Annotated in this window: 22 protein-coding genes; 9 read left to right on the plus strand and 13 right to left on the minus strand. The window is 60.4% G+C overall.

Features of this window, described 5'->3' with window-relative positions; genetic code table 11:
• Positions 1-38: 38 nt before the first annotated feature.
• Complete coding sequence (locus AB4Y73_RS12655; protein WP_441872066.1) at positions 39-641, plus strand: nuclear transport factor 2 family protein; 603 nt, start codon at positions 39-41, stop codon at positions 639-641.
• Between the two features lie 341 nt (positions 642-982).
• Here the strand turns inward: AB4Y73_RS12655 and AB4Y73_RS12660 are convergent, their stop codons facing one another.
• On the minus strand, positions 983-2218 hold the full coding sequence (locus tag AB4Y73_RS12660) for an amidase (protein WP_441872069.1): 1236 nt from the start codon (positions 2216-2218) through the stop codon (positions 983-985).
• Entirely contained in the window at positions 2215-2484 is a 270-nt protein-coding gene (locus tag AB4Y73_RS12665; protein ID WP_142061211.1) for a hypothetical protein, read from the minus strand. The genes AB4Y73_RS12660 and AB4Y73_RS12665 overlap by 4 nt, the downstream gene beginning before the upstream one ends.
• Positions 2485-2611: 127 nt before the next feature.
• On the opposite strand from AB4Y73_RS12665, the gene AB4Y73_RS12670 reads away from it, so the two are divergent.
• The 6 genes from AB4Y73_RS12670 to AB4Y73_RS12695 all read left to right on the plus strand — a co-directional run bounded on the left by AB4Y73_RS12670 (position 2612) and on the right by AB4Y73_RS12695 (position 8445).
• A complete protein-coding gene (locus tag AB4Y73_RS12670; RefSeq protein WP_220126185.1) occupies positions 2612-3748 on the plus strand; it encodes an acyl-CoA dehydrogenase family protein in 1137 nt (378 codons plus the stop codon).
• A gap of 48 nt (positions 3749-3796) precedes the next feature.
• Positions 3797-5095, plus strand: coding sequence for an aromatic ring-hydroxylating oxygenase subunit alpha (locus AB4Y73_RS12675; protein ID WP_441872071.1), 1299 nt, complete (start codon positions 3797-3799; stop codon positions 5093-5095).
• Positions 5088-5612, plus strand: coding sequence for an aromatic-ring-hydroxylating dioxygenase subunit beta (locus AB4Y73_RS12680; RefSeq protein WP_441872073.1), 525 nt, complete (start codon positions 5088-5090; stop codon positions 5610-5612). The genes AB4Y73_RS12675 and AB4Y73_RS12680 overlap by 8 nt, the downstream gene beginning before the upstream one ends.
• Positions 5609-6568: a PDR/VanB family oxidoreductase gene (locus AB4Y73_RS12685; protein ID WP_441872076.1), complete on the plus strand. Its 960-nt coding sequence runs from the start codon at positions 5609-5611 to the stop codon at positions 6566-6568. Before AB4Y73_RS12680 ends, AB4Y73_RS12685 begins: the two co-directional genes overlap by 4 nt.
• Positions 6569-6593: 25 nt before the next feature.
• Positions 6594-7799 (plus strand): flavin reductase family protein, encoded by a 1206-nt coding sequence (locus AB4Y73_RS12690; RefSeq protein ID WP_142061219.1) that lies wholly within the window; start codon positions 6594-6596, stop codon positions 7797-7799.
• A gap of 121 nt (positions 7800-7920) precedes the next feature.
• Complete coding sequence (locus AB4Y73_RS12695) at positions 7921-8445, plus strand: glutathione peroxidase (protein WP_142061221.1); 525 nt, start codon at positions 7921-7923, stop codon at positions 8443-8445.
• A 1104-nt stretch (positions 8446-9549) separates the two neighbouring features.
• Here the strand turns inward: AB4Y73_RS12695 and catC are convergent.
• From catC to AB4Y73_RS12725, 6 genes are all read right to left on the minus strand, one after another.
• A complete protein-coding gene (gene catC, locus AB4Y73_RS12700; protein WP_142061347.1) occupies positions 9550-9828 on the minus strand; it encodes a muconolactone Delta-isomerase in 279 nt (92 codons plus the stop codon).
• A 16-nt stretch (positions 9829-9844) separates the two neighbouring features.
• A complete protein-coding gene (locus AB4Y73_RS12705) occupies positions 9845-10948 on the minus strand; it encodes a mandelate racemase/muconate lactonizing enzyme family protein (RefSeq protein ID WP_142061223.1) in 1104 nt (367 codons plus the stop codon).
• Between the two features lie 190 nt (positions 10949-11138).
• On the minus strand, positions 11139-11987 hold the full coding sequence (gene catA / locus AB4Y73_RS12710) for a catechol 1,2-dioxygenase (RefSeq protein ID WP_441860040.1): 849 nt from the start codon (positions 11985-11987) through the stop codon (positions 11139-11141).
• A gap of 225 nt (positions 11988-12212) precedes the next feature.
• The gene (locus AB4Y73_RS12715) at positions 12213-13028 is read right to left on the minus strand and encodes an ABC transporter permease (RefSeq protein ID WP_142061227.1); all 816 of its coding nucleotides are present in this window, start codon (positions 13026-13028) and stop codon (positions 12213-12215) included.
• The gene (locus AB4Y73_RS12720) at positions 13025-13846 is read right to left on the minus strand and encodes an ABC transporter ATP-binding protein (RefSeq protein WP_441872080.1); all 822 of its coding nucleotides are present in this window, start codon (positions 13844-13846) and stop codon (positions 13025-13027) included. Before AB4Y73_RS12720 ends, AB4Y73_RS12715 begins: the two co-directional genes overlap by 4 nt.
• 11 nt (positions 13847-13857) lie before the next feature.
• The gene (locus tag AB4Y73_RS12725; protein WP_441872082.1) at positions 13858-14835 is read right to left on the minus strand and encodes an ABC transporter substrate-binding protein; all 978 of its coding nucleotides are present in this window, start codon (positions 14833-14835) and stop codon (positions 13858-13860) included.
• A gap of 275 nt (positions 14836-15110) precedes the next feature.
• On the opposite strand from AB4Y73_RS12725, the gene AB4Y73_RS12730 reads away from it, so the two are divergent.
• Positions 15111-16055 (plus strand): quinone oxidoreductase family protein, encoded by a 945-nt coding sequence (locus AB4Y73_RS12730; protein WP_441872085.1) that lies wholly within the window; start codon positions 15111-15113, stop codon positions 16053-16055.
• Between the two features lie 1591 nt (positions 16056-17646).
• Here the strand turns inward: AB4Y73_RS12730 and AB4Y73_RS12735 are convergent.
• The 5 genes from AB4Y73_RS12735 to AB4Y73_RS12755 all read right to left on the minus strand — a co-directional run bounded on the left by AB4Y73_RS12735 (position 17647) and on the right by AB4Y73_RS12755 (position 22857).
• Entirely contained in the window at positions 17647-18702 is a 1056-nt protein-coding gene (locus AB4Y73_RS12735) for a PDDEXK nuclease domain-containing protein (RefSeq protein ID WP_441872087.1), read from the minus strand.
• A 293-nt stretch (positions 18703-18995) separates the two neighbouring features.
• Positions 18996-19298, minus strand: a complete 303-nt coding sequence (locus tag AB4Y73_RS12740; protein ID WP_441872090.1) for a DUF4193 domain-containing protein — start codon at positions 19296-19298, stop codon at positions 18996-18998.
• Between the two features lie 119 nt (positions 19299-19417).
• Positions 19418-20803, minus strand: a complete 1386-nt coding sequence (locus AB4Y73_RS12745) for a hypothetical protein (protein ID WP_441872092.1) — start codon at positions 20801-20803, stop codon at positions 19418-19420.
• A gap of 29 nt (positions 20804-20832) precedes the next feature.
• Positions 20833-22464, minus strand: a complete 1632-nt coding sequence (locus AB4Y73_RS12750) for a relaxase/mobilization nuclease domain-containing protein (protein ID WP_441872094.1) — start codon at positions 22462-22464, stop codon at positions 20833-20835.
• Between the two features lie 3 nt (positions 22465-22467).
• On the minus strand, positions 22468-22857 hold the full coding sequence (locus AB4Y73_RS12755; protein ID WP_441872096.1) for a MobC family plasmid mobilization relaxosome protein: 390 nt from the start codon (positions 22855-22857) through the stop codon (positions 22468-22470).
• 235 nt (positions 22858-23092) lie between these two features.
• Between AB4Y73_RS12755 and AB4Y73_RS12760 the strand changes: the two genes are divergently transcribed.
• Positions 23093-23803, plus strand: coding sequence for a hypothetical protein (locus tag AB4Y73_RS12760; RefSeq protein ID WP_441872098.1), 711 nt, complete (start codon positions 23093-23095; stop codon positions 23801-23803).
• Positions 23804-23807: the final 4 nt, after the last annotated feature.

Raw genomic sequence — 23807 nt, forward strand, 5'->3', positions numbered from 1 at the left:
CACTTCCGTTCGACCCACACGGTAGGGAGAGTGGGGGCATGGACGAAAAAGCCACCACCATCGACACCCTCGTCAAGCGCATCGAGATCCTTGAGGCTGAAGCGGAAATCCGCCGGATACAGGCCCGCTACATGTTCCTCTGCGACACGCCATGTCCGGAGTTCGGGGTGGAAAGCGATCAGCAGCGTATCGAACTAATACTCGACCTGTACACCGAGGATGCGGTGTGGGAGGGGGTAGGCGAATACTACGAAAACCAGTTCGGCCGTTGCGTCGGGAAGGAAGAGCTGCGCGCTCATCTGAACCGGTTCTGGGCATCCGACCAGGACCCGAAACTCCTGCTGAACGCGCACTTTCTGACCTCAGAGCAGATCAACGTTCACGGCGACGAAGCGGACGGGCAGTGGATCCACTTTCAACCGTGGCTCTTCACAGACGGAACGTCTCTGATCCGGAGCAGTCGACTCAACAACGCCTTCCGCAAGGTCGACGGCGTGTGGAAGATCGCCCGAACCCGTACAGAGAACGTCGCGATCGTCGACCTTCCGAAGTTCTTCGCCACGAGCTACCCCGGCAAGTCTGTGCTCATGAAGCCTGCGGAAACGAACCAAAGCACCAACCACGTCCAAGTAGACGCATAACCGGTTGCACCTCTACCGGAGCTGGGCGAAAAACGGCCAACAAGCGCCGATATAGGCCAGCAGCCGCTCAGACCTTCATGGTTCCCGCGACGATGAAGGCAGCTTGACCCAGGAAACGTGCACCCTTCTCTAACCGTATCGGCGACGACGAGGTGTTCCGGCCGTGGACACCCGCCCTGGTCCCGGTGCCCCTGATGCCAGTGAGCCGGCAGACGACGGCTGAGCCTGCGTGCTGGCGCTGCTGCAGGACCAACCGCAGACGGAGTTCGACAATGATGTCTCATTACTGGTGAAGAGGGTTCGCAACAATGGCCGCCAGGTTTGTCTGGAAGGGACGAGTCTTAGAGGTGCCGCTCAGCCCACGCCGCTGCACGCAGCGCCTGGATTTCGGTTGCGGCAACAACCTGGAATCCCAGGGGAAGGCCGCTGGCGTTGCGGAGGCCCGGGACGGCGACGGCAGCCAACCCCAAAGCCTGCCAGGCGCGGCTCAGGACAGGATCTCCGGTGTTTGTGGTTCCGAGCGGTGCAGACCCAGGGGCGGCGGGACCGATAATGGCATCGTGATGCGCAAGTACTCGGTCAACGTTCCGGCGCGCGTCGGTCACCAATCGTCTTGCTTCCGTGTAATGTGCCTCGGGCATCGAGGATCCGGTCGTGAGGAGGGTAGCAAGGGGTTCACTGAGCTGGTCGATGTGTTCAAGTTCCGCGGCGCGTTCCCGCGAAGCTTCATAAGCCATGACAACCCGGTGGGCGGCCGTCACGTCGGCGATCAGCGCCTCATCCGGAAAGGGGTGGATTTGTGCTCCATTGTCGGAGAACGAAGCGCACGCGGCGGACATGGCCGTGCTCATCTCATCGGTGACCACCCCTAGCGGGTCGGCGGTCCAGAAGGCAATCCGTGGTGCCATCATTTTCCCCGGCAGATCTGGTTCCCCGCTGAGGGCCGACCACGCCAGTGAAAGGTCGGACGCAGTGGCGGCGAATATGCCATGTGCATCCAGGCTCGAGCTGAGGCCAACCACGCCAGTGAGTGGAAACTGCCCATTTTTCATCACCAGTGAGGCCACGCCGCAGTATGACGCGGGTCGGGTTACGGATCCGGCGGTTTGTGATCCGATTGCGATCGGTACCTGGCCTGCAGCCACCGCCGCTGCAGAGCCGCTGGAGGATCCCCCTGGTGTGTGATCGACATTGGCCGGATTCCGGGTGGGGCCGGGCTTAAAATAGGCAAACTCGGTAGTTACCGTCTTGCCCACTGGGATGGCCCCTGCAGACCGCCAGGCTTCGACGATCGTTGCGTCCTTCAGTGCCGGCTTGGCCGCTGTGCGTAGGACTGAGCCGCACCGGGTGGGCATGCCTGCGAGATCGATGATGTCTTTCACCCCCATGGGGACACCTCGGAGCGGCCCGACGCCGGTAATTGCGGGGGTCGGCACTAGATCGACCCACGCCTGCACAGCGGAGTCAGTCTCACGGATGCGGTTCAGTGCCCGTTGCGTTCCTTCTTCGGGACTTGTACGGTGCGCCGCCAAGTCCGCCACGAATTCTCGAAGGGACCACGGCTGCAGTAGGTTCATTCGTCACCCCAGGCTGCGTCCGCTTCCCAGTAGTCCATGCCATTGGCGCTCTTCAGGTGACGCCACTCCGAGGTCCGTAGGAGGGTGGGCTCAACAGTTGCTGTCACCTCGTCCGCAGCATCGGGACCATCAGCCGGCACCCCCCAGTGAACCCAGTTCAGTTCGAGGCCGCTTGCCTCCCGCACGAAGAGGTCAACATGTTTCCACCCGTAGCCGTAGGTGTCGTTGTAGCAAGTGAGGGTCATATGAGGTCGCGGATCAGCCATAGACCCATGCCATCGCAAATCTGCTTGCTGCACGAGCCAGTGGTTCGCTCAGCGGTCCAACCCCTGCGCTTGATCGGCCCTGATGCCTAACCATGGGGTTATCAGATTGCGAACGAGGAGGACCACCATGGGCAGCATGCGTACATCGTCGAAGGAGGAGATGTGGGATGCGGTTCTTGCAGAGCTCGCAGAGCGTCGTCAGGAATTCCATGTTCTTGGCTACGTACCACGCGATTTCATCGAGAAGTTTTTTCCGCTGGGGCTCTACCGTGCCGCGACTCCAATACAATTCGGCGGGGTCGTTATGCCTCCTGCGGACTTCCTGAGGAGCATCGAACGTATAGGCCGGATTGACGGCTCTACTGCCTGGGTCGTGGCGTTTGCGTCGAGCAACACCTATTGCGGGGCCCTTCCGCTCGAAACGCAGGCCGAAATCTACAAGAACGGCCCTGACGTTGTCTTCACTGGCGGCCTGTTCCCCATGCAGAAGGCTGAACGCACTCCTGGAGGTTTCCGGGCCACTGGTCGCTGGAAATTTGCCAGCGGATCCATGGCTGCGGACTACATCAGCGTAGGGCTGCTTGACGATTCCGCAGGGGGCAAACCTCGAGCTGCGGTGCTTCCCGCCGACAAGGTCAAAATCGTTCAGGACTGGGACGTGAGCGGTATGCGCGCCTCCGGCTCGTTCGACACCGTCGTCGAAGACCTTGAGATTCCCCTGGAATGGACCTTCATCCGCGGGGGCGAGTCACTCATTGACGAGCCGCTTTTCCGTTACCCGCTCATCGGATACCAGGCTCAATGCCATGCGGCCATTGGTCTCGGAGTCGCCCAGGGTGCTCTTGATTACGCGCAGTCTGCCGGCTCATACCGGGGAATCACAGGGGCCCCGCCGGTGGGGGAACGCGCCTACTATCGCGTCGAGTTCGCTAAGGCATTCGTTGCTCTCCAGTCAGCACGTTCCTACCTCCTTGATGTCGCGGAGGAAGTGTGGGAAACGGTGAGCAAAGGGCAGGAAGTGACCGACGATCAGAAGGCCCGCGTCCGGCTTAGCGCCGTCAACGTGTCAGATACCGCGAGCCAGGTGGTGCACGACGTAGCGAAGGTCTCCGGCGCTGCAGTCATCAACAACTCGCATCCACTGCACCCGATACGGATGGATGCCCAAGTCCCGCAGCTGCACGCATCACTCAGCCAGCACATGTACGACGACGCAGGCGCCGTACTGCTGGGTTTGCAGGCCACCACTCCCGGATTCCTGTGACATCAAATCCTGTTGCCCACCACCCATCAACACTGGAGCACTAAGACCATGACCATTGAATTCACCTCAGAGAACATTCATGACGTACATCCAGCAGACCTTGTCCAGGCTGACCGTGTGGCCGCACGGGTTTATACCGACCCGGAAATCTTTGAACTCGAGATGAAAAACATCTTCGAGAAGACTTGGATCTGGGTCGCGCATGAGAGCGAGCTTCCCAGTCCCGGCAGCTTCAAATCGACTTACGTCGGCCGGAACCCGGTCATCGTCACCCGGGACCGCAAGGGGACGTTCAACACTTTGGTCAACCGGTGCCGCCACCGTGGCGCCAGCCTCTGCGAACAGCGCACAGGAAAGTCCAATGGATTCACCTGTCCTTACCACGCCTGGTCTTACGGCCTTGACGGAAAGCTTCGTGGCATCCCATACCCCGAGGGATACGAGGGAGTTATCAAAAAGGAGGAGATGAGCCTGCAGAAGCTCCGTACCGAGAGCTACCGCGGCATTATCTTCGCGACATTCAATGCCGAAGCAGAGCCCCTCGAGGAGTTCCTCGGCGACGCCAAGGTCTGGATAGACCGCTTCCTGCAACAGGGTGGCGACTACCCGATCAAGGTCATTGGAACCCACCGCTTCAAATACAGCGGCAACTGGAAGATCCAGCTGGAGAACACGAGCGACGGATACCATTTCCCTATCGTGCACCGATCCTGGATGGCCACGGTTGACGCGGAAACAGCCAACATGCTCAGCTTCATGACCGACCCCGCCTCGACATGCCATGACCTGGGAAATGGCCACTCCGTCATGCACATGGTGCCCGAGCACATGGATCTGGGCGCCGACGACGGAACCGAACCGCTCCAACCGCGCTTTGACGACCTGGTCGCCGAACTGAAAGCGGCCGGCGTTGACGACAGTCAGATTCGAAAACAAGTACACGCCATGCACGGCACAGGTTCGAACCTCGTTCTCTTTCCCAACATCGGGCTCTCTTCAGCGTTTTTCCGCGTGCTGCGGCCAATCAACGCGAACGAGACGATCATCGAACACCTTGCCATCGGCCCCGACGCGCCACCTGAAATCGCCGGCCCGGTGAGCCGTGAACGGCTGCGCGTCCACGAACATTTCCAAGGCCCGTTCGGCTTCGGTACCCCCGATGATGCAGAGGGATGGGACCGCGTGCAGCGAGGAGCGCAAGCATCTCCGGAGATGCCGATCTTGGTCAACCGAGGGCTGAACCGTGAGGTCAGCACTTCCGAAGGCTGGCCCACCTCACACAGCACCGACGAAACCGGCATGCGAGCCGCCTACCAGATGTGGAAGAAGATGATGAGCAATGACTGAAGCCGTAACGATTTCAACCCCGCTGACCACCCCAATCGACGACGCCCGGGTCGTGCGTGCGATCCAGCTGATTTGGCGCGAAGCCGACCTGCTTGACCGCAAGGATTACATCACTTGGAACGAGCTGTACGCCGACGAAGGCATCTACGTCATCCCCGTGGATTCAGAGACTGATGATTTCGACAACAACCTCAACATGGTTTATGACGATGCCCGCATGCGAGCTCTCCGTGTGCAGCGTCTGGTGGAGGGTTATGCGATTTCAGCAGTGGACTCAGCGCGGACAGTTCGTACGGTGTCGAGGTTCGTCCCCGGGGAGGTAAGCGAAGATATCGTTTCCCTTCGCGCCGGCCAGGTGCTGGTGGCACACAAGCGGGGCAACTATGACCTGTGGGCCGCCGATGTCGACTACGTTATCCGGCTGGGACAGACTCCCGTTGATGACCGCATCGTCCGCAAAGCCATCCGCCTTATCGACGCTGGGGACGTGGTGCCGGCTGCCGGATTCCTCCTATGAGGGACGTACTGGTCGTTGAGGTCGCGGAGATCCTCCACGAAGCCGAGGAGATCCGCTCACTGCGGTTGAGAAAGCTCAACGGGGCTCCCTTTACGGCCTTTGAAGCCGGGGCCCATGTCGACGTCGCCGGCCCGACCGGGATTGTGCGCCAATATTCGCTGGCCTCTGACCCTCGCGACTCCTCTTCAATCATGATCGCCATCAAGCGCGAGTCAGCTTCGCGAGGCGGGTCCGAGGCGCTGCACCAACTTCGGGTAGGCGATCACCTCAGGATTGGCAAGCCCCGGAATCTGCTCTCGATCGTCCCCAACGCTGACCGCCACCTGCTCGTTGCAGGGGGCATCGGTGTCACTCCCCTACTCAGCATGTCCTATGAGTTGCACAGCCGCGGCGAAGAGTTTGCCCTCCACTACTTTGCACGGTCAAGGGACCAGCTTGCCTTCGCAGACTTCCTGGAGAACCGTGCGGAGTTCCGTGACCGAGTCACGATTCACCTCGGCACTCCGCGCACGCAGCTTCCTGCAACGCTGTCCTCTATAGGGGAAGGCCTCACGGGATCCAGCCACGTGTACACGTGTGGCCCCACCGGTTTCATGGCCAAGGTGGCCGAAACCTTCACGCCGGTGGTCGGCACCGACCACGTCCACATCGAACACTTCGCTGCCGAGGAGACTGAAACTTCGAGCAACCGGGCCTTCGATGTCCAACTCGATACTGGTGAGTCCTTTGAGATACCGGCGGATCGTTCGATTCTGTCTGTCCTTGAGGAAAACGGGATCGAAGTTTTCAAGTCGTGTGAAGAAGGTGTCTGCGGATCGTGCGTATCCGGGCTGCTGGAAGGAGTTCCCGACCACCGCGACCACTGTCTTTCCGAGGCGGATAAAGCGGCGGGGAAGGACATTGCGCTCTGCGTCTCCCGCGCACTGTCGGACAAGCTTGTCATCGAACTCTATTAAGCCTGAACAAAGAAGGACAGTCAGAATGCGCAGCCAGAAAGAGCGGACAGATACTCCTCCAAGGGATCACCCGGAGCGGAAGTCGCAGTGGCGTCAGGTTCTCGGAAAGTACCCCACCGGCGTCACGATCATCACAACGGTCGATGAGGCCGGACAACCAGTCGGGATGATTGTCGGGACGTTTACGTCGGTCTCCGAAGATCCTCCACTGGTCGGTTTCCTGCCTCAAAAAACCTCATTTACCTATGCCAAAATTGAGAGTGCTGGTCGCTTCCGCGCGTCGGTCCTCGGGGCTGGACATGAAGAGCTGTGCCGCGCATTTTTCCACGCGGCACCCAATGACCGTTTCGCCGGCGAGGAGTGGGAATTCGACGAGGGCGGCATCCCCAGGCTGAAGGACGCTGTTGCCTGGTTTGACGCCACCGTCCACAACATCCACCCTGCCGGTGACCACGTGATGGTTCTTGGCGAGGTAACGGACTTCGGGCTGGGTCCTCGAACAGGTGGACTGCCATTGGTCTTCCTCAACGGCGGGTATGGTTCATTCACGATCCCCCGGCAGGATTTCAACCTCGACAACCTGGGCGGCCAGTTGCGCCTCGCGACAAGCCTCGGGGATGAGGTTGAGGAGTTATCTCACAGCTTGGGACTGGAGTGCTCCATCTCAACGGTAGTTCAGGACACTGTGGTCGTGCTGACGGCATCTGATAGCCGATCACCGTACGTCGGCACTTACTTTCCCTTCGTCGCTCCAATCGATCCCGGCTTCGCGGCCTGGTCAACGCCCGCACTGCACCGCACGTGGACCGAAGGCTCCCGACATCTGAGAGGGCGGGTAGATGCGGCGCTGATCGAGGAAATCCTGACGCTCGTGCGGAAAAACGGCTATGCAATTTCCTTTGGACATACGAGAAGTGAGCAATTCAGCGCAGCCTTTTCGTCAGCTAAAGGCGACTGGGGCACGCTTTCGCCCGTTTGGGATTCCCTCGTGTCCGCCTATGAGGAATACTGCCGGCACCCCGAACCTGCAGCCCATGCAACCCTGATCCAAGTACCAGTCTTTGGACAAGACCAATGCGTGGCCTTCGAAATCGTGGTGAGCGGATTCGGACCTGGCGCCACCAGGGAACGCTTCCGGGAAATCGTATCGCGCACCCTTGATTGCGCGGCCCGGCTAACGGATAAGATCGGCGGGCGCGCCCCTAGCGATTACTCTATCCAGTTGCCCTAAAGGCAATGAACCGCACAAGCATAGGCCCCGGCGCGGGTTGCCGGAGCTACTCAGCGCCATGTGGAGTGGTGGCCACAGACCTTCACTCCACTTTCAGACGAACGATTTGCGAGGAAGCACCATGACCGCTCTGCACTCCATTCCCCTGACCCTCATCGACGGATCGGCCACTGATTTCGGCCGCTTCAAGGGCGAGGTGGTGCTGGTGGTAAACGTCGCCTCCCGGTGTGGTTTCACCCCGCAGTACGCCGGGATGGAGGCGCTGCACAACAAGTTCCGGGAGCAGGGCTTCACTGTCCTTGGAGTTCCTTGTAACCAGTTTGCCGGGCAGGAACCAGCCGCCGACACCGAAATCGCCGAATTCTGCGAACGCAACTTCGGTGTGACGTTTCCGCTGACCACCAAGGCCGATGTCCATGGCGGGAATCAGCACCCGCTCTATGCTGAGCTGACAAAATTCCGGTCCACTGGACTCCCGGAGCAGGTGCAATGGAACTTTGAGAAGTTTCTGGTCACTCGCGACGGGGCCGTCGCGGCACGTTTTGCCTCCGCTGTGGCGCCGGATTCCCCCGAGATCATCGAAGCTGTCCGGGCCGCTTTGAACGAGCCAGGGCAGAACCCCAGTGCAGGCTCCTATAGCTCTTGAGGAAAGAACCCGCATCCGGCGGCGAGACTCGCGGCGTTCCATTATGAGCCTCTACGAAGGCCTCACTTGGAACGGGTAAAGGTTCCCCGGGCACGGGCTACGCCCCCCTTCTCACGCCGGCCTGAAACTGTGGACGTGGATGGGCCCAGCAGCAGCACTGGGAGGGCTCCCAAAACGCAGGCAAAACAGTCCGTTAGGAAACTCGTCAAGCAATCACGTGGGTAATGAACCGGTACCGGCCGGGGTCAACGATGAGCAGCTGTAGTAAAAGCAAAAACAATCGGGGACCCCGGCTGCATCGGGTTCTCCCGCGCTGTATAAATTGTCGGCTCGGCCAGCTCCCCCTACGTGGTGTTAGATCCGGACTCAAAGAGCGTCAGAACAGGGCCCATCACCATTCCAGGACCCTGCCAAGGCCAAGACGCAGATCCCGCACAGAGGCGCCAATGCCAACGGTCACTCGCGTTTGTCCGCTCCCACTACGGCTTCATTCGTTCACCCAGCGTCTACTCGATGTGATCCGTGTGTTCGTGGCGACATGGCGGGGGTCGGGACTCCAGCATCCACTACTTCCTCGTGAAAGCCGGGCAACATTCGGCTGGATGGCGATGTGGGCGGAGGTGCGGTAATGGACACCGGCTATTGTGGGTGAACGACCCCGCATCGATCTGCAAACCGTCTTCGTGCCGTCGTTCTCCCCGGTGGTGCCAAGGGCACCCTGGTTTCCGTCTCCGGGACCGAATCCGCCAAAGTGCGGCCCCTCTATCAGGGTGAATCCCATTCGTTTGTATGTGCAGTAGGCGACGGAGCGGTCCCGGATCTCTATGCGGGAACCACGGGTTTAGAAGGTTTCTCCAACTCGGCAGGGCGTCCAAGGCATGCAACAGACAGTTGCGTGAAGGTTTACCGCACCGGCGACGACGAGCGGGGAGCGACCGTCCGGCAAGAGTCGGGGTAGGTGGCTGCTGCCGAGCTCTGGTCGGCAGACAGATAACTGAGGGAGCACCAGCCGCTGCTCTACCGGAAAAGGAAATCCGCTTTCGGGGTGATCTGGCTGCCTCACTTCGGCCAGGCCTAACCTGACTGATGCAGGTATACTCCGGCCTATTTGACGTCCGATGGGTGCTTTGCGAGCGGCACCACCGTGATGTCCATATAGGGGAACAGCGGAAGATTTTGCAGGACCTCGTGGAGTTCATCGTTTGAATCGACGTCGAAGATGGAGTAGTTGGCGTACTCCCCCACTACGCGCCAGATTTCCGGCCACTTGCCGGTGCGCTGCAGATCCTGGGAATAGGCCTTTTCCCGGGCCTTGACTTCGGCGGCTTCGGCCGGCGCCAGGTTCTCGGGCAGTTTGACGTCCATGTGGACCAGGTACTTCATGGTGTCCTCCCAATGGTTAGCGGTCAGTGCGGTAATGGTCCAGCTTGTCCTCGTCAATGGCAGTGCCTACGCCCGGTTCCTCGGGAACGCGGATGCGTCCGCCGGTGATGGCCAACGGCTCGGCCAGAAGATCGTCGGACATGTCCAGGTAGTTGGACAGTTCTGCTGCGCGTTTTGCCGTATGTGCGAAGGCTGCGCCGAAGGCAACGGACGCGACCGTACCCACTTGGGTGTCGATCTGGTTCCCAATGTAGACATCGATACCCATGCCCTCAGCCATCCCGACGATTTTGGCGGCCTCCGTAAAACCGGAGCGCGCTGTCTTCACTGCCAGGAGGTTTGCGCCGCCGGTCAGGATTTCCCGCGCTGCTTCACCGAGGTTGGCAGCGGATTCATCAGCAGCGATGGGAATGGGCGCATTTTCCACCAGGCGGCGGCGGCCCAGTACTTCGCGGGCGTCGTCAGGTTCCTCGAGGAACTGCAGGCCCAGATCGGCCGTGCGCCGCAATACCTCGGCCGCCTCGTTGGCGGACCAGCCGCGGTTGGCGTCCATGTAGAGCTCGGCGTCCGCGCCGAGCCCTTCCCTAAGGACTCGGGCGGCTTCGATGTCAAGGTGGAGCGGGTTGCGTCCGGTTTTAAGCTTGAATGTGTTGATGCCATATGTCCCACGAAATTCCAAGGCCAATGCCAGCAGTTCCTCCGCTGGTTTGAAGCCGAGCATGTGGGAAACCCGCAACGAGTCGGAGTAGCCGCCCAGGAGTTTCGTCACGGGCTGTCCAAGCGTTTTGCCGATAGCGTCCCAGACCGCGATATCAACGGCGCCCTTGGCTGTCTGGTTGTGGACCGTCCGGTGAAGTGTTGTCTGCATCTTCTCGCGGTCGAAAATGTCCACGCCGACCAGCTGAGGGGCGAAAACGTCTTCCACGATGGCAACAATCGATTTTTGCGTTTCACCGTACGTGTAGGGGCGCGGCGGCGTGTCCGCGGTGCCCACTGCCCCGTCGTCCGTGCGCAGCCGGATCAGGACATGGTCTGCCTCGTGCACGGAACCGGATGCGAAGTGCAGCGGTTGGAGGTACGGGATTGAGTAGGGTATCGCCTCAATGGATGCGATCTTCATCGTTCAGGAAGCCTTTCATCAGGCAACAGATGTGGACCCTGGCAGGCGGAAACGGGTGCACCGCGGGATCGGCGTCTTGGGGAAACCACATTAGCGGGCGCCAAAGAAGTTCCGTTTGGCGGGTACGACCAAGGTGAAGCCTCGCGAGGAGGCTTCACCTTGTCAGGAGCGTTTTGGTCTTCCCTGTCTATCAGTCCTCGGGGTCGAGGATGAAGTCGTAGGTCACTTCGCGGCCGTTTCCTCCAGCGCGTTCCGTCGGCACAAGGATCAGCTCGGGCTTTACGGCCGAAGCGATGTCGTCATCAACATGTTGATCACCCGGGAAGTACAGCTGTGTGGTGATGAGCTGGTGTCCCGGCGCCGAAACCTTGACGTGGAGGTGGGCTGGGCGCCACGCATGCCAGCCCGCTGCTGAGATGAGTGCTCCGCAGGCGCCGTCGGTGGGAATCTGGTAGGGCGCTGGCTGCACAGTGCTGATCTGAAAGTTGCCCTGTTCATCCGCAACGATAGAGCCGCGAAGGTTCCACTCCGGCAGGCCGGGGGCGAACTGGGAGTAGAAGCCGCGGTCATCGGCATGCCACAGCTCGATCAGGGCACCAAGGAGCGGTTCGCCGGCCGTATTACGGACCTGTCCCTGCAACAACAGCGCGGTGCCCGGCTCATCTTCTCGCATCGGAAGGGTTGCCGGTGTGCGCAGGGTCGGCGCGTTGGGAATGTAGTAGGGACCCTCGATAGTGCCCTTCGAGCCGTGGCGATTGGCGTTGGCTACTTCCTCCACCGAATGCTCGACCCAGACATCCAAGAACAGCGGCCACTCGCCGTCTTCCCCCACCTGGATAAGCCAAGCCTTGAATGCGTTGTATTCGTCGTAGCTCACTCTTTCTTCAAGGACCGTTTCATTAATCGCTTTAATGACGCGCCCTGCGAGAGTAGCAACGCGTTCTTGGCTTGCGTCAGCCGCGAACTTCTTATTTTCTCTGAAGCGCGCGGTTGCTCCAGCTCCCGAAGCTGCTGCGGTCGCTTGGGTTTCGGTCGTCATGTTGACTCCTTTGTCGCTGCACGCTCGGCGTGCCTTTTTCGATGCCCGCCAACTCAATTCTGACGGCGGATAGAGGATAGATCTGACATTTTGCGCGCTGGCATACCTGCGCGGTTTATTCAGCACGCGGGACGGGATTACTTGGATAGGAACACCACGAAATGCCGGTCCCGCAGCGCCGACTGACTTGATTTGCAGCCAAACACAAGCGGGCTGGTACAGCGATTAGATCTTTGCCTTATACTTCGCGAGGGGATTGACCAGCAACCGCAGGGCACGGTCGAAGAAGAATCCCAGGACTCCCAGAGTGATGATGCCGACAAATGTCCAATCGATACGGCCGTAGTTGCGGGAGGTCCATATCAGGACGCCGAGCCCTTGATCAGCAGCGACCATTTCAGCGGAAACGATGGTCAGGAAGCTGTTTCCCAGTGCCAGGCGCGCGCCCGTGACGATATGCGGAACAGCGGACGGAAGGACAATGGAATAAAGCGTCTGGAAACGGCTTGCACCCAAACTGGCTGCCGCCCGGAGCTTCGTCCCATCCGTTGCTACTGCGCCAGCCATTGTATTAATAACCACAACGAATACGGAAGTATAGAAAATCAGGAGAATCTGAGATATGTCGCCGAGACCGAACCAAACGACGGCAAGCGTCACGAACGCGATCGGAGGGATAAAGCGAAAGAACTCAATATAAGGCTCGGCGAATTCGCGAATTATTCTCACACGTCCCATAAGCAGCCCCAACGGTGCGCCAACGGCAACGCCGAGCAGCCATCCGAGGATAATCCGATAGCTTGAAGCGGTGATTGCCTCCCAGAGCGTCCCATCAGTCAGGAGCTCCAAAGCTGCTTCTGCCGTCTTGACGGGGGAAGCAACCAGAGCCGGCCCGAACTGCAGAGACAGAAGTTGCCAAATGACCAACCCGGCCAAGATAGACATACAAGGGATTGCAAGCTTGCGAAATTGAAAACCATACCGCGCACTCGGTCGTGCGATCGGCGGCGTAGCCCGTTGGGCCACCTGTACCTGCGTCATGAATTCTCCTTAGCGAGCCCCTGGTTACGGAGCGCTGCTCGCACTTCTTCGCCAATATCTGAACGGAGCTTCTTGTGCAACTCGATTGCCCCTGCCGAGGTCTCGTCCCTCGGGCGGGGAAGATCCACCTCATAGCTGGACTTGATTTTCGCTTTCGGTCCCGCAGACATAACCAGGATCCGGTCGGCGAGTAAAATTGCCTCGTCAATATCGTGCGTGACGAAAACTATGGTGCAACCGCTTTGCTGCCATATCCGATCCAATTCGGTCTGCATAATGTGACGCGTTTGGGCGTCCAACGCGCCGAAAGGTTCGTCCATAAGGACCACTCGTGGTTCGTTGGCGAGGACCCGGGCGATCTGCGCTCTTTGGCGCATCCCTCCGGAAAGCTGCGAAGGAAATTTATCCGAGGCTCCCGTCAAACCCACCAACTCAAGGTGCCGCTCTGATATTCGACGCCGTTCCGAAGAAGCCACGCCCCGCATCTTGGCGCCGTACTCGACATTCTGCCGGATGGTGAGCCAGTCGAATAGCGCCTCGGTCCCCTGAAAGACCATGCCCGTTTCCGGGCTCGGTCCATTAACCGGTAGGCCGTCAATGAGGAGGGAACCACCCTTGATCTTGTCAAAACCGGCCACAGCGGTAATGAGCGTCGACTTCCCACACCCACTTGGACCGAGAAGGCAGATAAACTCGCCGGGCGCTGCGGCAAAATCAACGCCATCAACCACCATGAAGTTTCCGAAGCCTAGTTGGACTCCTTCGGCGGCAAGGGCCGCTCCTGCCTTCGTCGGAAGGGTTTCTGTTTCGGGCATCATACTGACCTCAATCACTTCACATTTTCCGAATACCAGGACGGGATGAAGATTGTCTTCAACGCTGGTGCTTGTTTCAAGGTTCCGGCCTTGACGAAGAAGTCGGCCTGCTGTGCTATGGCGCTGTAATCTGATTCTTTGTAAGCTCGGGCGCCATAGTTCACAATCGCCATATCCTTTTCGCTCTGGTTTTTATCGCCCCCGGTCGCTTTAGCAATAGCAGCAGAGGCCTTTTCAGGTTCGCTCCGAATGAAGTCCGAAGCCTGTTGCAGGACCTTCGCGATCGTTACCACTTCGGTTGCATTCTGGTCAATCCACCCCTGGCTGCCTGCCATGACCTGCATGATCGGCTGACCGAAGGATCCGCTGTCCTTCAGGACTGTCAGCCCCATCGCGACTCCTCGGCTAGGCCAGGGCTCCCAAAGCACGAACGCGTCCACATCGCCTTTCTGGGCGAGGCTGGGAAGGGTCGCCGGGTCGCTGGAAACGAACTTAATATTCGCGGGATCGATGCCTTCAGATTGCAGATAAGCGTGGGCGAGAAAAGTACTCAACCCTGGAACTACGCCGAAGGTCTTGATGTCAGCGGCCGCTTTGATGGCCGGCCGTGCGACTACCTTCGTGTAGGAACCTGAATCCAAGTAAACAAATGGGGCGCGCAGATCCGGGTTTTCCGCTGCAACCGAAAGAAGCGTCGTCGGACTGGAGCCCGCGAGCTGGACCTCTTTGCCGGCAATTGCTTGGATCGCGTCGCCGCCAGCGGCGAATTTCCTGATCTTGACGTTCAGGCCGGCCTTCTTGAAGAGCCCCTGGGCATCCGCTACAAAAAACTGCCCATAAGTGGCATCGGCACCTACGCCGATAGTAATTTGGTTGGTCGAGCCGGATGTGCCAGAGCTAGCCCCATCCGCACCACTGGCGCACCCGGCAAGCAAAAATATGGCAAGAGCACCAAAGAGCATCTTTAGCACCCAACGATGACGTGTCTGCATGGGTTCAATTCCTTTGTCTGGGCCAGCCCAGCGCTGACCTGAGCGGGGCATAGGAATCAAGGTCCTCCTCGATCCCTGTTGAACTCAACACACAGGTTCGCTGAGCGGACCAAACAGCTGGGCCGGAGCCTTTTGTGACGGGGATAACCACTCAGAGGCGGCTGGTGGCAGTCACCCGGAGATGGCGGGTCCGCTCAACGAACCGAGGCGCCCAATCCTTCAGTCGGACGATGCAGGCTATGAGAACCCTTACTCCTAGCGTGAGAGGCTTTTCCATGCGCGCCGCCCTGATTCACGAGTGGAACACTCCCCCCCTCATTAGCGATGTTGCCGAACCGCACCGTCTTCCCGGCGAGACTCTCGTCCAAATTGATGCTGCAGCGGTAGGCCACCTTGACATCACAGTGGCAACCGGCGAGTTCACCCTGCAGCCGCCACTGCCCTATGTCCCAGGCGTGGAGGGATCAGGGACTGTGCTTGAATCGGACACGTTCGAGCCCGGGACTCAAGTAATTCTCCGGGACGGAACGATAGGCGTGGACCGTAACGGCACCTGGCGCGAACGGGCCGCTGTTCCTGACGCTGCGCTGACTCCACTCAGAATTCGTGTAAATCCGAGCGTCGCGGCGACCTTCTTTGTCCCGACTGCAACTGCTTACATCGCCCTGCACGACCTCGGAAGCCTCAAAAACGGCCAGACCGTCATCATTTCTGGCGCTACCGGAGCCGTGGGCTCAATGGCCGTCCAACTCGCGCTTCAAGCGGGCGCAAACGTGATCGCACTCGTCTCACGGTCCTCACGTCTGGCGCAGCTGCCCGACGGCGTACGTGGGATAACAGCAGATGATGCGGCAGCGTCCGCCCTTCTCGCAGCCGAACGACCGGCCGACCTGCTCTTAGACACTATCGGCGGCTCCGACCTAAGCCAACGAATCAAATGGGTAAGGACAGGAGGAAGGGCAATTTGCGTGGGATACACAGCCGGCGCGAAATTCACTATCGATCTACCAAACTGGTTACTCACTGACGTCAGCATCGTGCCCCTGAGTCTGATAAGCAAGCAAGCACGCGCCAAGGAAGTCATAGCGCAGCTGATACCCAAGATCGCCGATGAAACTATCCGCGTCGATTTCACCGAGTTCCCGTTCGAACAGACAGCAGACGCACTCCACCTGCTCATGAGCAGGGAAATTCGTGGACGGGCTGTAATCCGCTTTTAACCATGGGCCGGCCTGCTAGGCCCGGTACCAGTACTTACCCTCGGAGGAGCCACGGGTCGCCTGCCCCATGCGGAATCATTCGTCCAGATTCTTTGGACCTTTTCGACTGTTCTCAATGACCGCACCGCCGGTTACGTCCGACGCCGCTATGCGTAGGGCCCATAACTTGAAAGGAAGTAAGCCATCTTGGACCTACCAAAATACCTTGCCCTCTTGTTCGATCAGCAGACTTTGGACTTCGCCGCTTGGGAGAAGGAACTCTCACGCAGTAGGGTCACGTTGACATCGTCAGCATGGGCTGGCTGGTATGACGAAGACAGTTAGCGCAACTCCTGCAGTGCGGCCTCTCCGTGGGGAAACAGCGATTTGAGGTAGCTCCCGCCAGCCCACCTGTTAAGCCGGGGTTTCAGAATCTACCCGTCCCGCTTTGATGTGATGCCTCCGGCGTTTCGCGGCTGAGCATTCGATGGTGAGGGCGGCAGCACTACAGCGGCGTATGGCTGACCTACACCCCAATCTGACGTCAGGCAGCCCACACAAGGTTGTCAGAATAGGGTTTTATTTTTACTTTCCCTACAATGAGTCACGGGACTTATAGATCCCAACCAGACACTGCGAGCCTCCCCCAGGAAACCGCACGCGCCCCCGCTCGGACGCTACGAATGAGTCAGCATTGTGTTAAAGGTTTGAGCTGACCCTCACCCAGAAGCGGCTGCCGGACGTGGGAACCAACCCTCCGGTGTCGTCTTCGCCTCTAGGTGTTCGGATCACGATGTCCCTGCACTTACGGAATTGGTCGGTGTGTCCAACAAGGACATCTCCCGATCCCCGCACCAAGGCAGGAACCGCAACGAACGGTGCCCGCCCAACTGCAGACAGATCATTTTTGGCGTCTCAACGCGCAGACACTCCCTCATACCCGATAAGCGTAGACGCATAGTTCCCAAGGAATCATCTTGATTATCCAGTCTTCGAAAGGTCCCAAATGCTTCAGCCTTTAACCCAAGCCCACTCCGAATTCCGCCTAGACATCCTTGTCGATGATCCACAGGATCTGGATCGGCTCCTGGATCAGGCAGTACAGCGGTTGATTCCAGCAGCTCTAGAACGCAGGCAGGGCATTCTCGTTACCCAAGTCTTACCGGACAAGTACACCGTGGAAGTCGACGAAGGCGTTTTGTGTGGGGTGGTCCAGGAAAGACGAATCGACCCAAACGCACACGAGCCTCAGTTGCAAACCAACAGCATGAATTGAAAGGACGCTCGGATCCTTCGTGCAGGCGATATCACGGCTGGGGGCTTAGCCGCGACTAGACGAACGCGTCACCCGCGGCCCCTTCGGACTCCTGGAGCGCTGGCTGGGAAGCATGCTCGTCGTCGCCCGGGGACTACTGCGGTCATGTTCCTCAGTCGCGGCCGTGAAAGCCGCCGGCCACGTGTTCGGACCGGGCATCAGGTTCGCGCGGACCTCTGATTCACCTCGTCGATATTCAGACGGTTGGGTCGAACAGTTCCCGGAGGGATTCATGCCATCGTCGACGAGACATCCACGGTAAGCCGCAGGCGGCAAGTATCGACCGGTTAGGCCCTTCTAGTCAGTGCCTTCTATGGTCCCTGTGTCCGGTTCGGCCCATTCGAGGGCTGCTACGAGGTGCCCCTCGTTGGGGAGTGCTTGTTGTTCGGCTGGCGGGAGCTTGTCGTAGGTGTAGGCGGCGACGGCCATCGGTGATGTGGATCGGCCGAGGCTGTAGCGGACGCTGCGGTCGTTCTTGGTGCCGCAGATGAGGATGCCGATGGTTTCGTTGTGATGGTCGCGGCGGAGGACGTCGTCGACGAGGGCTACATAAAAATTGAGCTTGCCGGCAAATTCCGGCTGAAACTTCCCAGTCTTAAGTTCAATCACGACGTAGCGGGACTGTTCTATATGGAAGAACAACAGGTCTACGTAAAAGTCGTCGCCGTCAACGTCGAAGTGAACCTGCCGGCCGACGAAGGCAAAGCCCGGTCCAAGTTCGCGCAGGGTCTCCGTGATCCTGCTCATGAGGGCATTTTCGAGGTCCCGTTCTGCTACGTCACCGGAGAGGCCGAGGAATTCGAAGTTGTAGGGGTCTTTGGCCATTTGTTGGGCAAGTTCGGAATCCGGTGCCGCAAGCTGCCGGCTGAAATTTGATGGCGCCGTGCCGGTGCGCTCCATTGAATGGTTCATCATCATGTTCAGCAGCACGTTCCGGGACCAGCCGTATTGAACGGCGGCGGCCGCGTACCATTCTCGTTCCTCGGCGCTGGCAGCTTTGTCCAAGATCGTGCGGATGTGGCCCCAAGGCAAATGTGCCACAAGCTGTGGCACATTTTCGGTCGCGTCCCAAGCGCGAACCATCGCTGTCATGTACTGCAGATTCCTGTACGACAAACCCTTCATATCGGGAAATGAAGCCGCCAGATCGGCGGCAAGCCGGCGGATGACACCGCTCCCCCAACCCTCTCTTGCCTGACGGCCGATGATGTCCCGGCCCAGAGACCAGTACAGCTCGATGACCAGGGTATTGACGGTGCGCTGCGCATGGATCCTGGCACCGGAGATGCGGGTCTTCAGAGCCTCCAGCAGCTCGGCGTAGTCTGCTGGCAGATCGATTTCTGAAGACACCATGGCTCAACCCTACCGAGGATCAAATGTGCCACTGGATGCGGCACATTTGATCCCGCAAGGACGGGCATCCCACGGCCACCCCATCCCGGAAGGTTGGACTTTTTCTGGCGGCACTACGCGAGGGACCGGCAACGCAATTTCATCTCGAAACCAAGAGGCCGTGGCCATACATTGGCGAAGCCCCGGATCAAATAGCGGTTGACCGGGGCTCCATCCGAGATCTTGTCCCGCCCACCTGAAAATTCGCTGGGAGACCGCGCGTCGCGAGGGCTTGGTCGTTGGGTGCGTCCGGTCTAGCCTTCGCATTCGATGCAGTAGGAGTGGCCGCCACTTTCGCGGGCGAGTTGGGACCGGTGCCGGACCAGGAAGCAGGAGTAGCAGGTGAATTCGTCGGCGGCCTGGGGAATGACCTGGACAATGAGTTCCTCGGCGACGATCTCCCCGCCTGGGGTCAGGCCTTCATCGAGAGCGTCGGCTTCATCAAGTTCGCTGACGACCCTGCGGGCATCCGGGGCGTTCGCGGATTGCAATGCCTCCAGGGAACGGTCCTGAGATTCCTTGACGTCAGAACGGACTTCATCGTAATCGGTTGCCACTTTAAGTGCTTCTCATTTCTCACGGTCATGCCCGTGTGTTCATTGCTGACGTGATTCCAACACACATCATGGGGATGTTGTTCCCGGGCACATCAAGGACCAGCCGGATCATTGGTGTACTAGCGGCTGAGTCCACTCTTGCGTCGTTCGGCGCCTCGGGCTGCCCCGGCCCGTGTCTTTCTGGCCTTGGCCGCGTCTTTGCCGGGGGTGATGGCAGCTGTGGGGTGTGTGCCTTCGCTGCGGGCGGCGGCGAGGCGGCCACGGATCTGGGTTTCGTTCGCGCCGGTGTTCGACAGGGATTCGGCGAACTTTTGGTGGTGTTCGGCCGTGCCGTAGCCAGCTGCCGAGGCGCTTTCCTCTTTGAGTCCCTGGTCCAGGAGGCGGCCGGACTCATTGCCGGTGACCCGATTTTCGATCTCCAGGCCGACACTTTCCATTCGGGCAAAAAGGTCCTTCTCCGCCTTTTCGTACCGTCGCTCCAGTGAGGTGTCCCGGGAGCCGGTGAAGCCGCCTTCGGCGAGGATTTTTGTTTCGTGCAGGTCCGTGGCGGCCTTCACGAACCCGGCGTCCTGGAAGTGCGAGTCCTCGACACCGTTGATCGTGGCGGTGGTTTCAGTGCGGAGCCGGTCAATGTCGGGGCCGTTTATGCCATCCTTACCGATGAGGAACATCCGCTCCTTAATCTCCGCGTCGGCGGCTGTAACGGCGGTGGGGGTTTTCGCGTTGTGCGCCCGCTGCAGGGCCTGTGCCAGCTCAGGATTCGCCAGGTATGCGACGGGCACCTGGTGGCGTTCCATTTCCGGTGCGAGTTTCTCAGCCTGGGCGCGGAGCTCTTCGGCCCGGGCTGCTGCGATCAGGGCCGTTGCCTTCTCGTGCTCGGCGGCTTCGCGCTTCGCGGTGACGCCTGTGACGGTCTCCCAGTGCTTGATGAGAGCCCGTTCGCTGGAGCGTCCCTCTTCGACGGTGTCAGCGAAGCCATGGCGCTCCTTCCACTGGGCAAAGAACTTAGGCTCGTGCTCCGCGGCCCAGGCGCTGGCCTGTGCCAGCAGGGCTTGGTGGTCGTCCTGGCCTTGGCCCGGCTGCTCCCCCTTACCGGAGATGGTGCGGATGCCTGACTCCAGGTAAGCGGCGTCGGCCCCGACGTCGTGGGTGTCGATGCCGTAGCGGGTCAGGACTTCCTGTCGGATGCGTTCTGAGGCCGCCAACGCTCGGGGGTCGTGGTCTTTCCAGCTTTCGGCGACTGCGTGCGCTGTGGCAATGTCAACCGGCTGTGCCTTGTCCCACCACTGGTCCCTGTCAACCCCTGCCAGGGCCGCGTGGGCGGCGGTGCGCTCGGCTGCGAGTCGTGCCTGGGCTTCGTGCGCTGCCTGGGTGTCGTGGTGTTCCTGCTGTCGCTGGGTCTCCTGCCGGCGGCGTGTCAGCGTTTCGGCGATGCGTGCGGCGATCATCAGGGATTGCCGCATCCCATTGTCGAGAAAGTCGTCGATGCCGTCTGATTCACTCATGGTGTTCCCCTTGCACTTGGTGGTGAGATTTATCGGTCGAGTCCCGGTCCGGAGTCGCGCCGGCTGGGCGGATAGGTCTTGGCCGGGGTGGGTGTCGTGGGAACCACTGATCCCGGCCGGATGGGAGCCATACCGCGGCGGGCAATATCTATCGCCCTGGGAGGCATTGCCGCCTCTGCAGACGGCTGCTGCGCAGCGCCCACTGATACGGCCTTGGGCATCGTGGCAGTGAAGGGGGCCAGCTGGTTCTCCACCACTGACCGGATGCGCCGGGCTTCCCTTGCCCGGCCGGACTGGGCATGCATTTCGTACACCGCGAAGGCGGTGTTGATCAGCTGCACCATGAGCGCGGTTTGCGCGGCCGTCTTGTTCTTGCTTGACGCGGCCATGAACAACATCGCTGTGCCGGCGATCGAGGGCAGCGCGACGGGTTTGCTGTGCTGCCGGGGAGCCCGCAGTTGGGCTGTGCGGGACAGCTCAGCTGCCGTGGCCGCCAGGGGCCCTGGCGTCGGCTCCAGCCGGTGCGACCAGGCTGCAAAGGCACCGGAAACCTCGCGCGCAGCTTTCGCCCAAGTCGCGTGATCATCCCGCGGAATCGTGCGCAGCTGGTCCGCCAATGCCGTCGCGTTGCGGGTGTACTGAACCCACACATCTGCTGAAGGGGTCGCGTTCTCGGGCCCGGTCCTGGAGACCTTGCGCTTGTTGCGTGCGGCCGCGTTCCATTCCGCTGCGGCCTCGGTAGCCAGGTGGGGGGTGTCCTGCCATTCCTGGCGAAGTTGGCCGAGGCGGAGGTCCGTGGCGAGGGTGCCGCCGCCGAACCAAATCGGACGCTCTCCAGGCTTCGGCCGCTCGGCGACGGAGTAGCCAACAATGACGTCGGTGGTGTTCTTCGCGTAGCGCGGCCGGACCAACATTCCTGTGTCACGGGCACGGCGGACGAACTCCGCCTCGGTGGCCGAGGCACCCGCGCTAGCACGTACCTTCCGGGCCAACGAAGAACGGTGCATTTCCCGGTCATCACGTACAGCGGTGGCTTTCTCGGCCCGGTCGTAACCGCGGGTGGCGTGCACGGACGAGAGTTCCTCGAGCCCGTACTTGGTTTCCAGTTCCCGGCACGTCTGCTGGGCGCGTTTGTAGTCGCCGTGGGTGGAGGCTTTGGTGCCGTCTTCCCGGACGAGGGACACGGCGATGTGGATGTGGTGGTTGCCGTTCTCACTCGTTCCGTGGTTGATCGCGACCCAGCGGCACTGGGCTTTGCCGCTGGCTTCGGTGAAGCCCATCGCGTCGACGAAGTCGTTCGCGATATCCCCCCACTGCTGATCGGTCAGGGCGCCTTCCTCGGCGCGGAGGCTCAGCGAGCAGTGCCACACGTCGGCCTGCTTGTGCCCGTTCGGTACGCGTTCCTTCTTGACCGGGTCCCAGCGGAAATCCTTCTGCAACACCTCCACGCCGAACGCCTTGCGCGGCTGATCCAGATGCTTCGCAATCGCGACCGCGTCATCACGGTCGAGGACCCCGTCGTCGTACCATGCCATGATCGCCGCGTCCCCCGCGACCATGTGTGGATCCCTGTGCGAATTCTTCGTCTTATCCGTATCAGTGGAGGCCAGGTAAAGGAGCAGCCCGGACATCCGGGACCCGCGGGTGATGTTCGGAATCATCGCCTACATCAACCCCTCAATCGTCCGGTCAATCCGCATCGCAACCTCACGCACATACGCCAAAGCCGCCGCCGCGTCCTGGGGAAATTCATCGCCGGCGTTGGCGTGCCGGGCAATCTGATTCACGTTGTTCGACACCCGCGCCAACAACGTATGAATCGCCATCAGTTCAGCCATCGCCGCCCGCCGCTCCGTCGGCGTCTCCGACCCCTCCGACAACGCGGCCGTGAGCAGCAGGTTCGGGACAGTGACCCTCTCCCTCGCTGCCCGGGCCACCAGGGCCGCTTCCTCCTCAGCCGTCACCCAGACATCACGGCGCTTCTTCGACCCCGCCGGGGAATTCGCACGCCGCCGCTTCGAGACCCGGGAGCGCGGCACATCCTCTTCAGACACGCACTCCCCCAATCCCCTCAAAGCCCAGCGCAGCGACCCGAAACCCGGGACCACACAAGCCAGTGTGCCAAACGCCGACACAGGAGCAGTGCAGGACACGCCCATTTACACCCGTGTAAATGTATAGCTTGCTCCGCCTCAAATTGGTTTCCGACCCGCCGACCACGGGTCACCGGCCACGGGCTCTCCGGCAGATAGGCTGACACCGTCTGCACAGCCAACCTTGGGGGGAAACATGCTCACAGAACACGACTACGCACACGAGCCGGCGGCCCGCGTCACCTGGTCCACGTACGAGCAGGCAACCGCCTCAGCTCCAGCGCAGGTCTTTGTCGAACTCCGAGTTGACCGGAACCTCAACCGGGCCAACCTTGCCCGGTTAAGGGTTGCCGAAGACCGTCTCATCGGCGGCACCGACCAGGTATGCGGAAGCATCGATAATGTCGCCACCGGCCACCTGCAGGAACTCACCGGAACAAGAGCCCGCATCGCCGATAGCGGTTATGCCCTCACCATCGAGATGCACCTCCCAAACAGTGCGGAAGTTTCCAAAGGTCCTGCCGCATCTGGCACTGGCAACGATGCAGCATCCCCTCTGACATCAGATCAGCAATGGGTGCTTCCGGAACTGGTGCGAAGCATCGAAGCAGCACTGCCCCCTCAGGAACGCCACCGCACCGAACTTCTGGCCCTGATGATCGCCAGGGAGATCCCACCTACCGCAGACGTGATCCGCTCCAGCGACCGGGTAACGCTCGAGGAAATCATCGACCACCATGAACAGAGGATGGGAAGCGACGAGGTGCCGTTGCCGGCGTCGATACGACTCGCCGGGATCTCCTTCCCGCACCACCCGGGCGCAGCCCTCCACCACGAAGACACCACCGCGTCGGCATCGACAGGTGCAGCGCGCCCGCACCGCATCTCCCCCGCCCTCGAACGCTAAACAG

Source organism: Pseudarthrobacter sp. TAF60_1 (assembly GCF_052113505.1).
Taxonomy (GTDB): Bacteria; Actinomycetota; Actinomycetes; order Actinomycetales; family Micrococcaceae; genus Arthrobacter.

What these genes read in the sequence shown, in the direction of transcription:
- AB4Y73_RS12655 (WP_441872066.1), top strand. Translation starts at nt 39, where the DNA reads ATGGACGAAAAAGCCACCACCATCGACACCCTCGTCAAGCGCATCGAG.
- AB4Y73_RS12660 (WP_441872069.1), bottom strand. Translation starts at nt 2,218, where the DNA reads ATGAACCTACTGCAGCCGTGGTCCCTTCGAGAATTCGTGGCGGACTTG.
- AB4Y73_RS12705 (WP_142061223.1), bottom strand. Translation starts at nt 10,948, where the DNA reads ATGAAGATCGCATCCATTGAGGCGATACCCTACTCAATCCCGTACCTC.
- catA (WP_441860040.1), bottom strand. Translation starts at nt 11,987, where the DNA reads ATGACGACCGAAACCCAAGCGACCGCAGCAGCTTCGGGAGCTGGAGCA.
- AB4Y73_RS12680 (WP_441872073.1), top strand. Translation starts at nt 5,088, where the DNA reads ATGACTGAAGCCGTAACGATTTCAACCCCGCTGACCACCCCAATCGAC.
- AB4Y73_RS12730 (WP_441872085.1), top strand. Translation starts at nt 15,111, where the DNA reads ATGCGCGCCGCCCTGATTCACGAGTGGAACACTCCCCCCCTCATTAGC.
- AB4Y73_RS12670 (WP_220126185.1), top strand. Translation starts at nt 2,612, where the DNA reads ATGGGCAGCATGCGTACATCGTCGAAGGAGGAGATGTGGGATGCGGTT.
- AB4Y73_RS12750 (WP_441872094.1), bottom strand. Translation starts at nt 22,464, where the DNA reads ATGATTCCGAACATCACCCGCGGGTCCCGGATGTCCGGGCTGCTCCTT.
- catC (WP_142061347.1), bottom strand. Translation starts at nt 9,828, where the DNA reads ATGAAGTACCTGGTCCACATGGACGTCAAACTGCCCGAGAACCTGGCG.
- AB4Y73_RS12745 (WP_441872092.1), bottom strand. Translation starts at nt 20,803, where the DNA reads ATGAGTGAATCAGACGGCATCGACGACTTTCTCGACAATGGGATGCGG.
- AB4Y73_RS12760 (WP_441872098.1), top strand. Translation starts at nt 23,093, where the DNA reads ATGCTCACAGAACACGACTACGCACACGAGCCGGCGGCCCGCGTCACC.
- AB4Y73_RS12685 (WP_441872076.1), top strand. Translation starts at nt 5,609, where the DNA reads ATGAGGGACGTACTGGTCGTTGAGGTCGCGGAGATCCTCCACGAAGCC.
- AB4Y73_RS12695 (WP_142061221.1), top strand. Translation starts at nt 7,921, where the DNA reads ATGACCGCTCTGCACTCCATTCCCCTGACCCTCATCGACGGATCGGCC.
- AB4Y73_RS12720 (WP_441872080.1), bottom strand. Translation starts at nt 13,846, where the DNA reads ATGATGCCCGAAACAGAAACCCTTCCGACGAAGGCAGGAGCGGCCCTT.
- AB4Y73_RS12715 (WP_142061227.1), bottom strand. Translation starts at nt 13,028, where the DNA reads ATGACGCAGGTACAGGTGGCCCAACGGGCTACGCCGCCGATCGCACGA.
- AB4Y73_RS12690 (WP_142061219.1), top strand. Translation starts at nt 6,594, where the DNA reads ATGCGCAGCCAGAAAGAGCGGACAGATACTCCTCCAAGGGATCACCCG.
- AB4Y73_RS12725 (WP_441872082.1), bottom strand. Translation starts at nt 14,835, where the DNA reads ATGCAGACACGTCATCGTTGGGTGCTAAAGATGCTCTTTGGTGCTCTT.
- AB4Y73_RS12735 (WP_441872087.1), bottom strand. Translation starts at nt 18,702, where the DNA reads ATGGTGTCTTCAGAAATCGATCTGCCAGCAGACTACGCCGAGCTGCTG.
- AB4Y73_RS12665 (WP_142061211.1), bottom strand. Translation starts at nt 2,484, where the DNA reads ATGGCTGATCCGCGACCTCATATGACCCTCACTTGCTACAACGACACC.
- AB4Y73_RS12675 (WP_441872071.1), top strand. Translation starts at nt 3,797, where the DNA reads ATGACCATTGAATTCACCTCAGAGAACATTCATGACGTACATCCAGCA.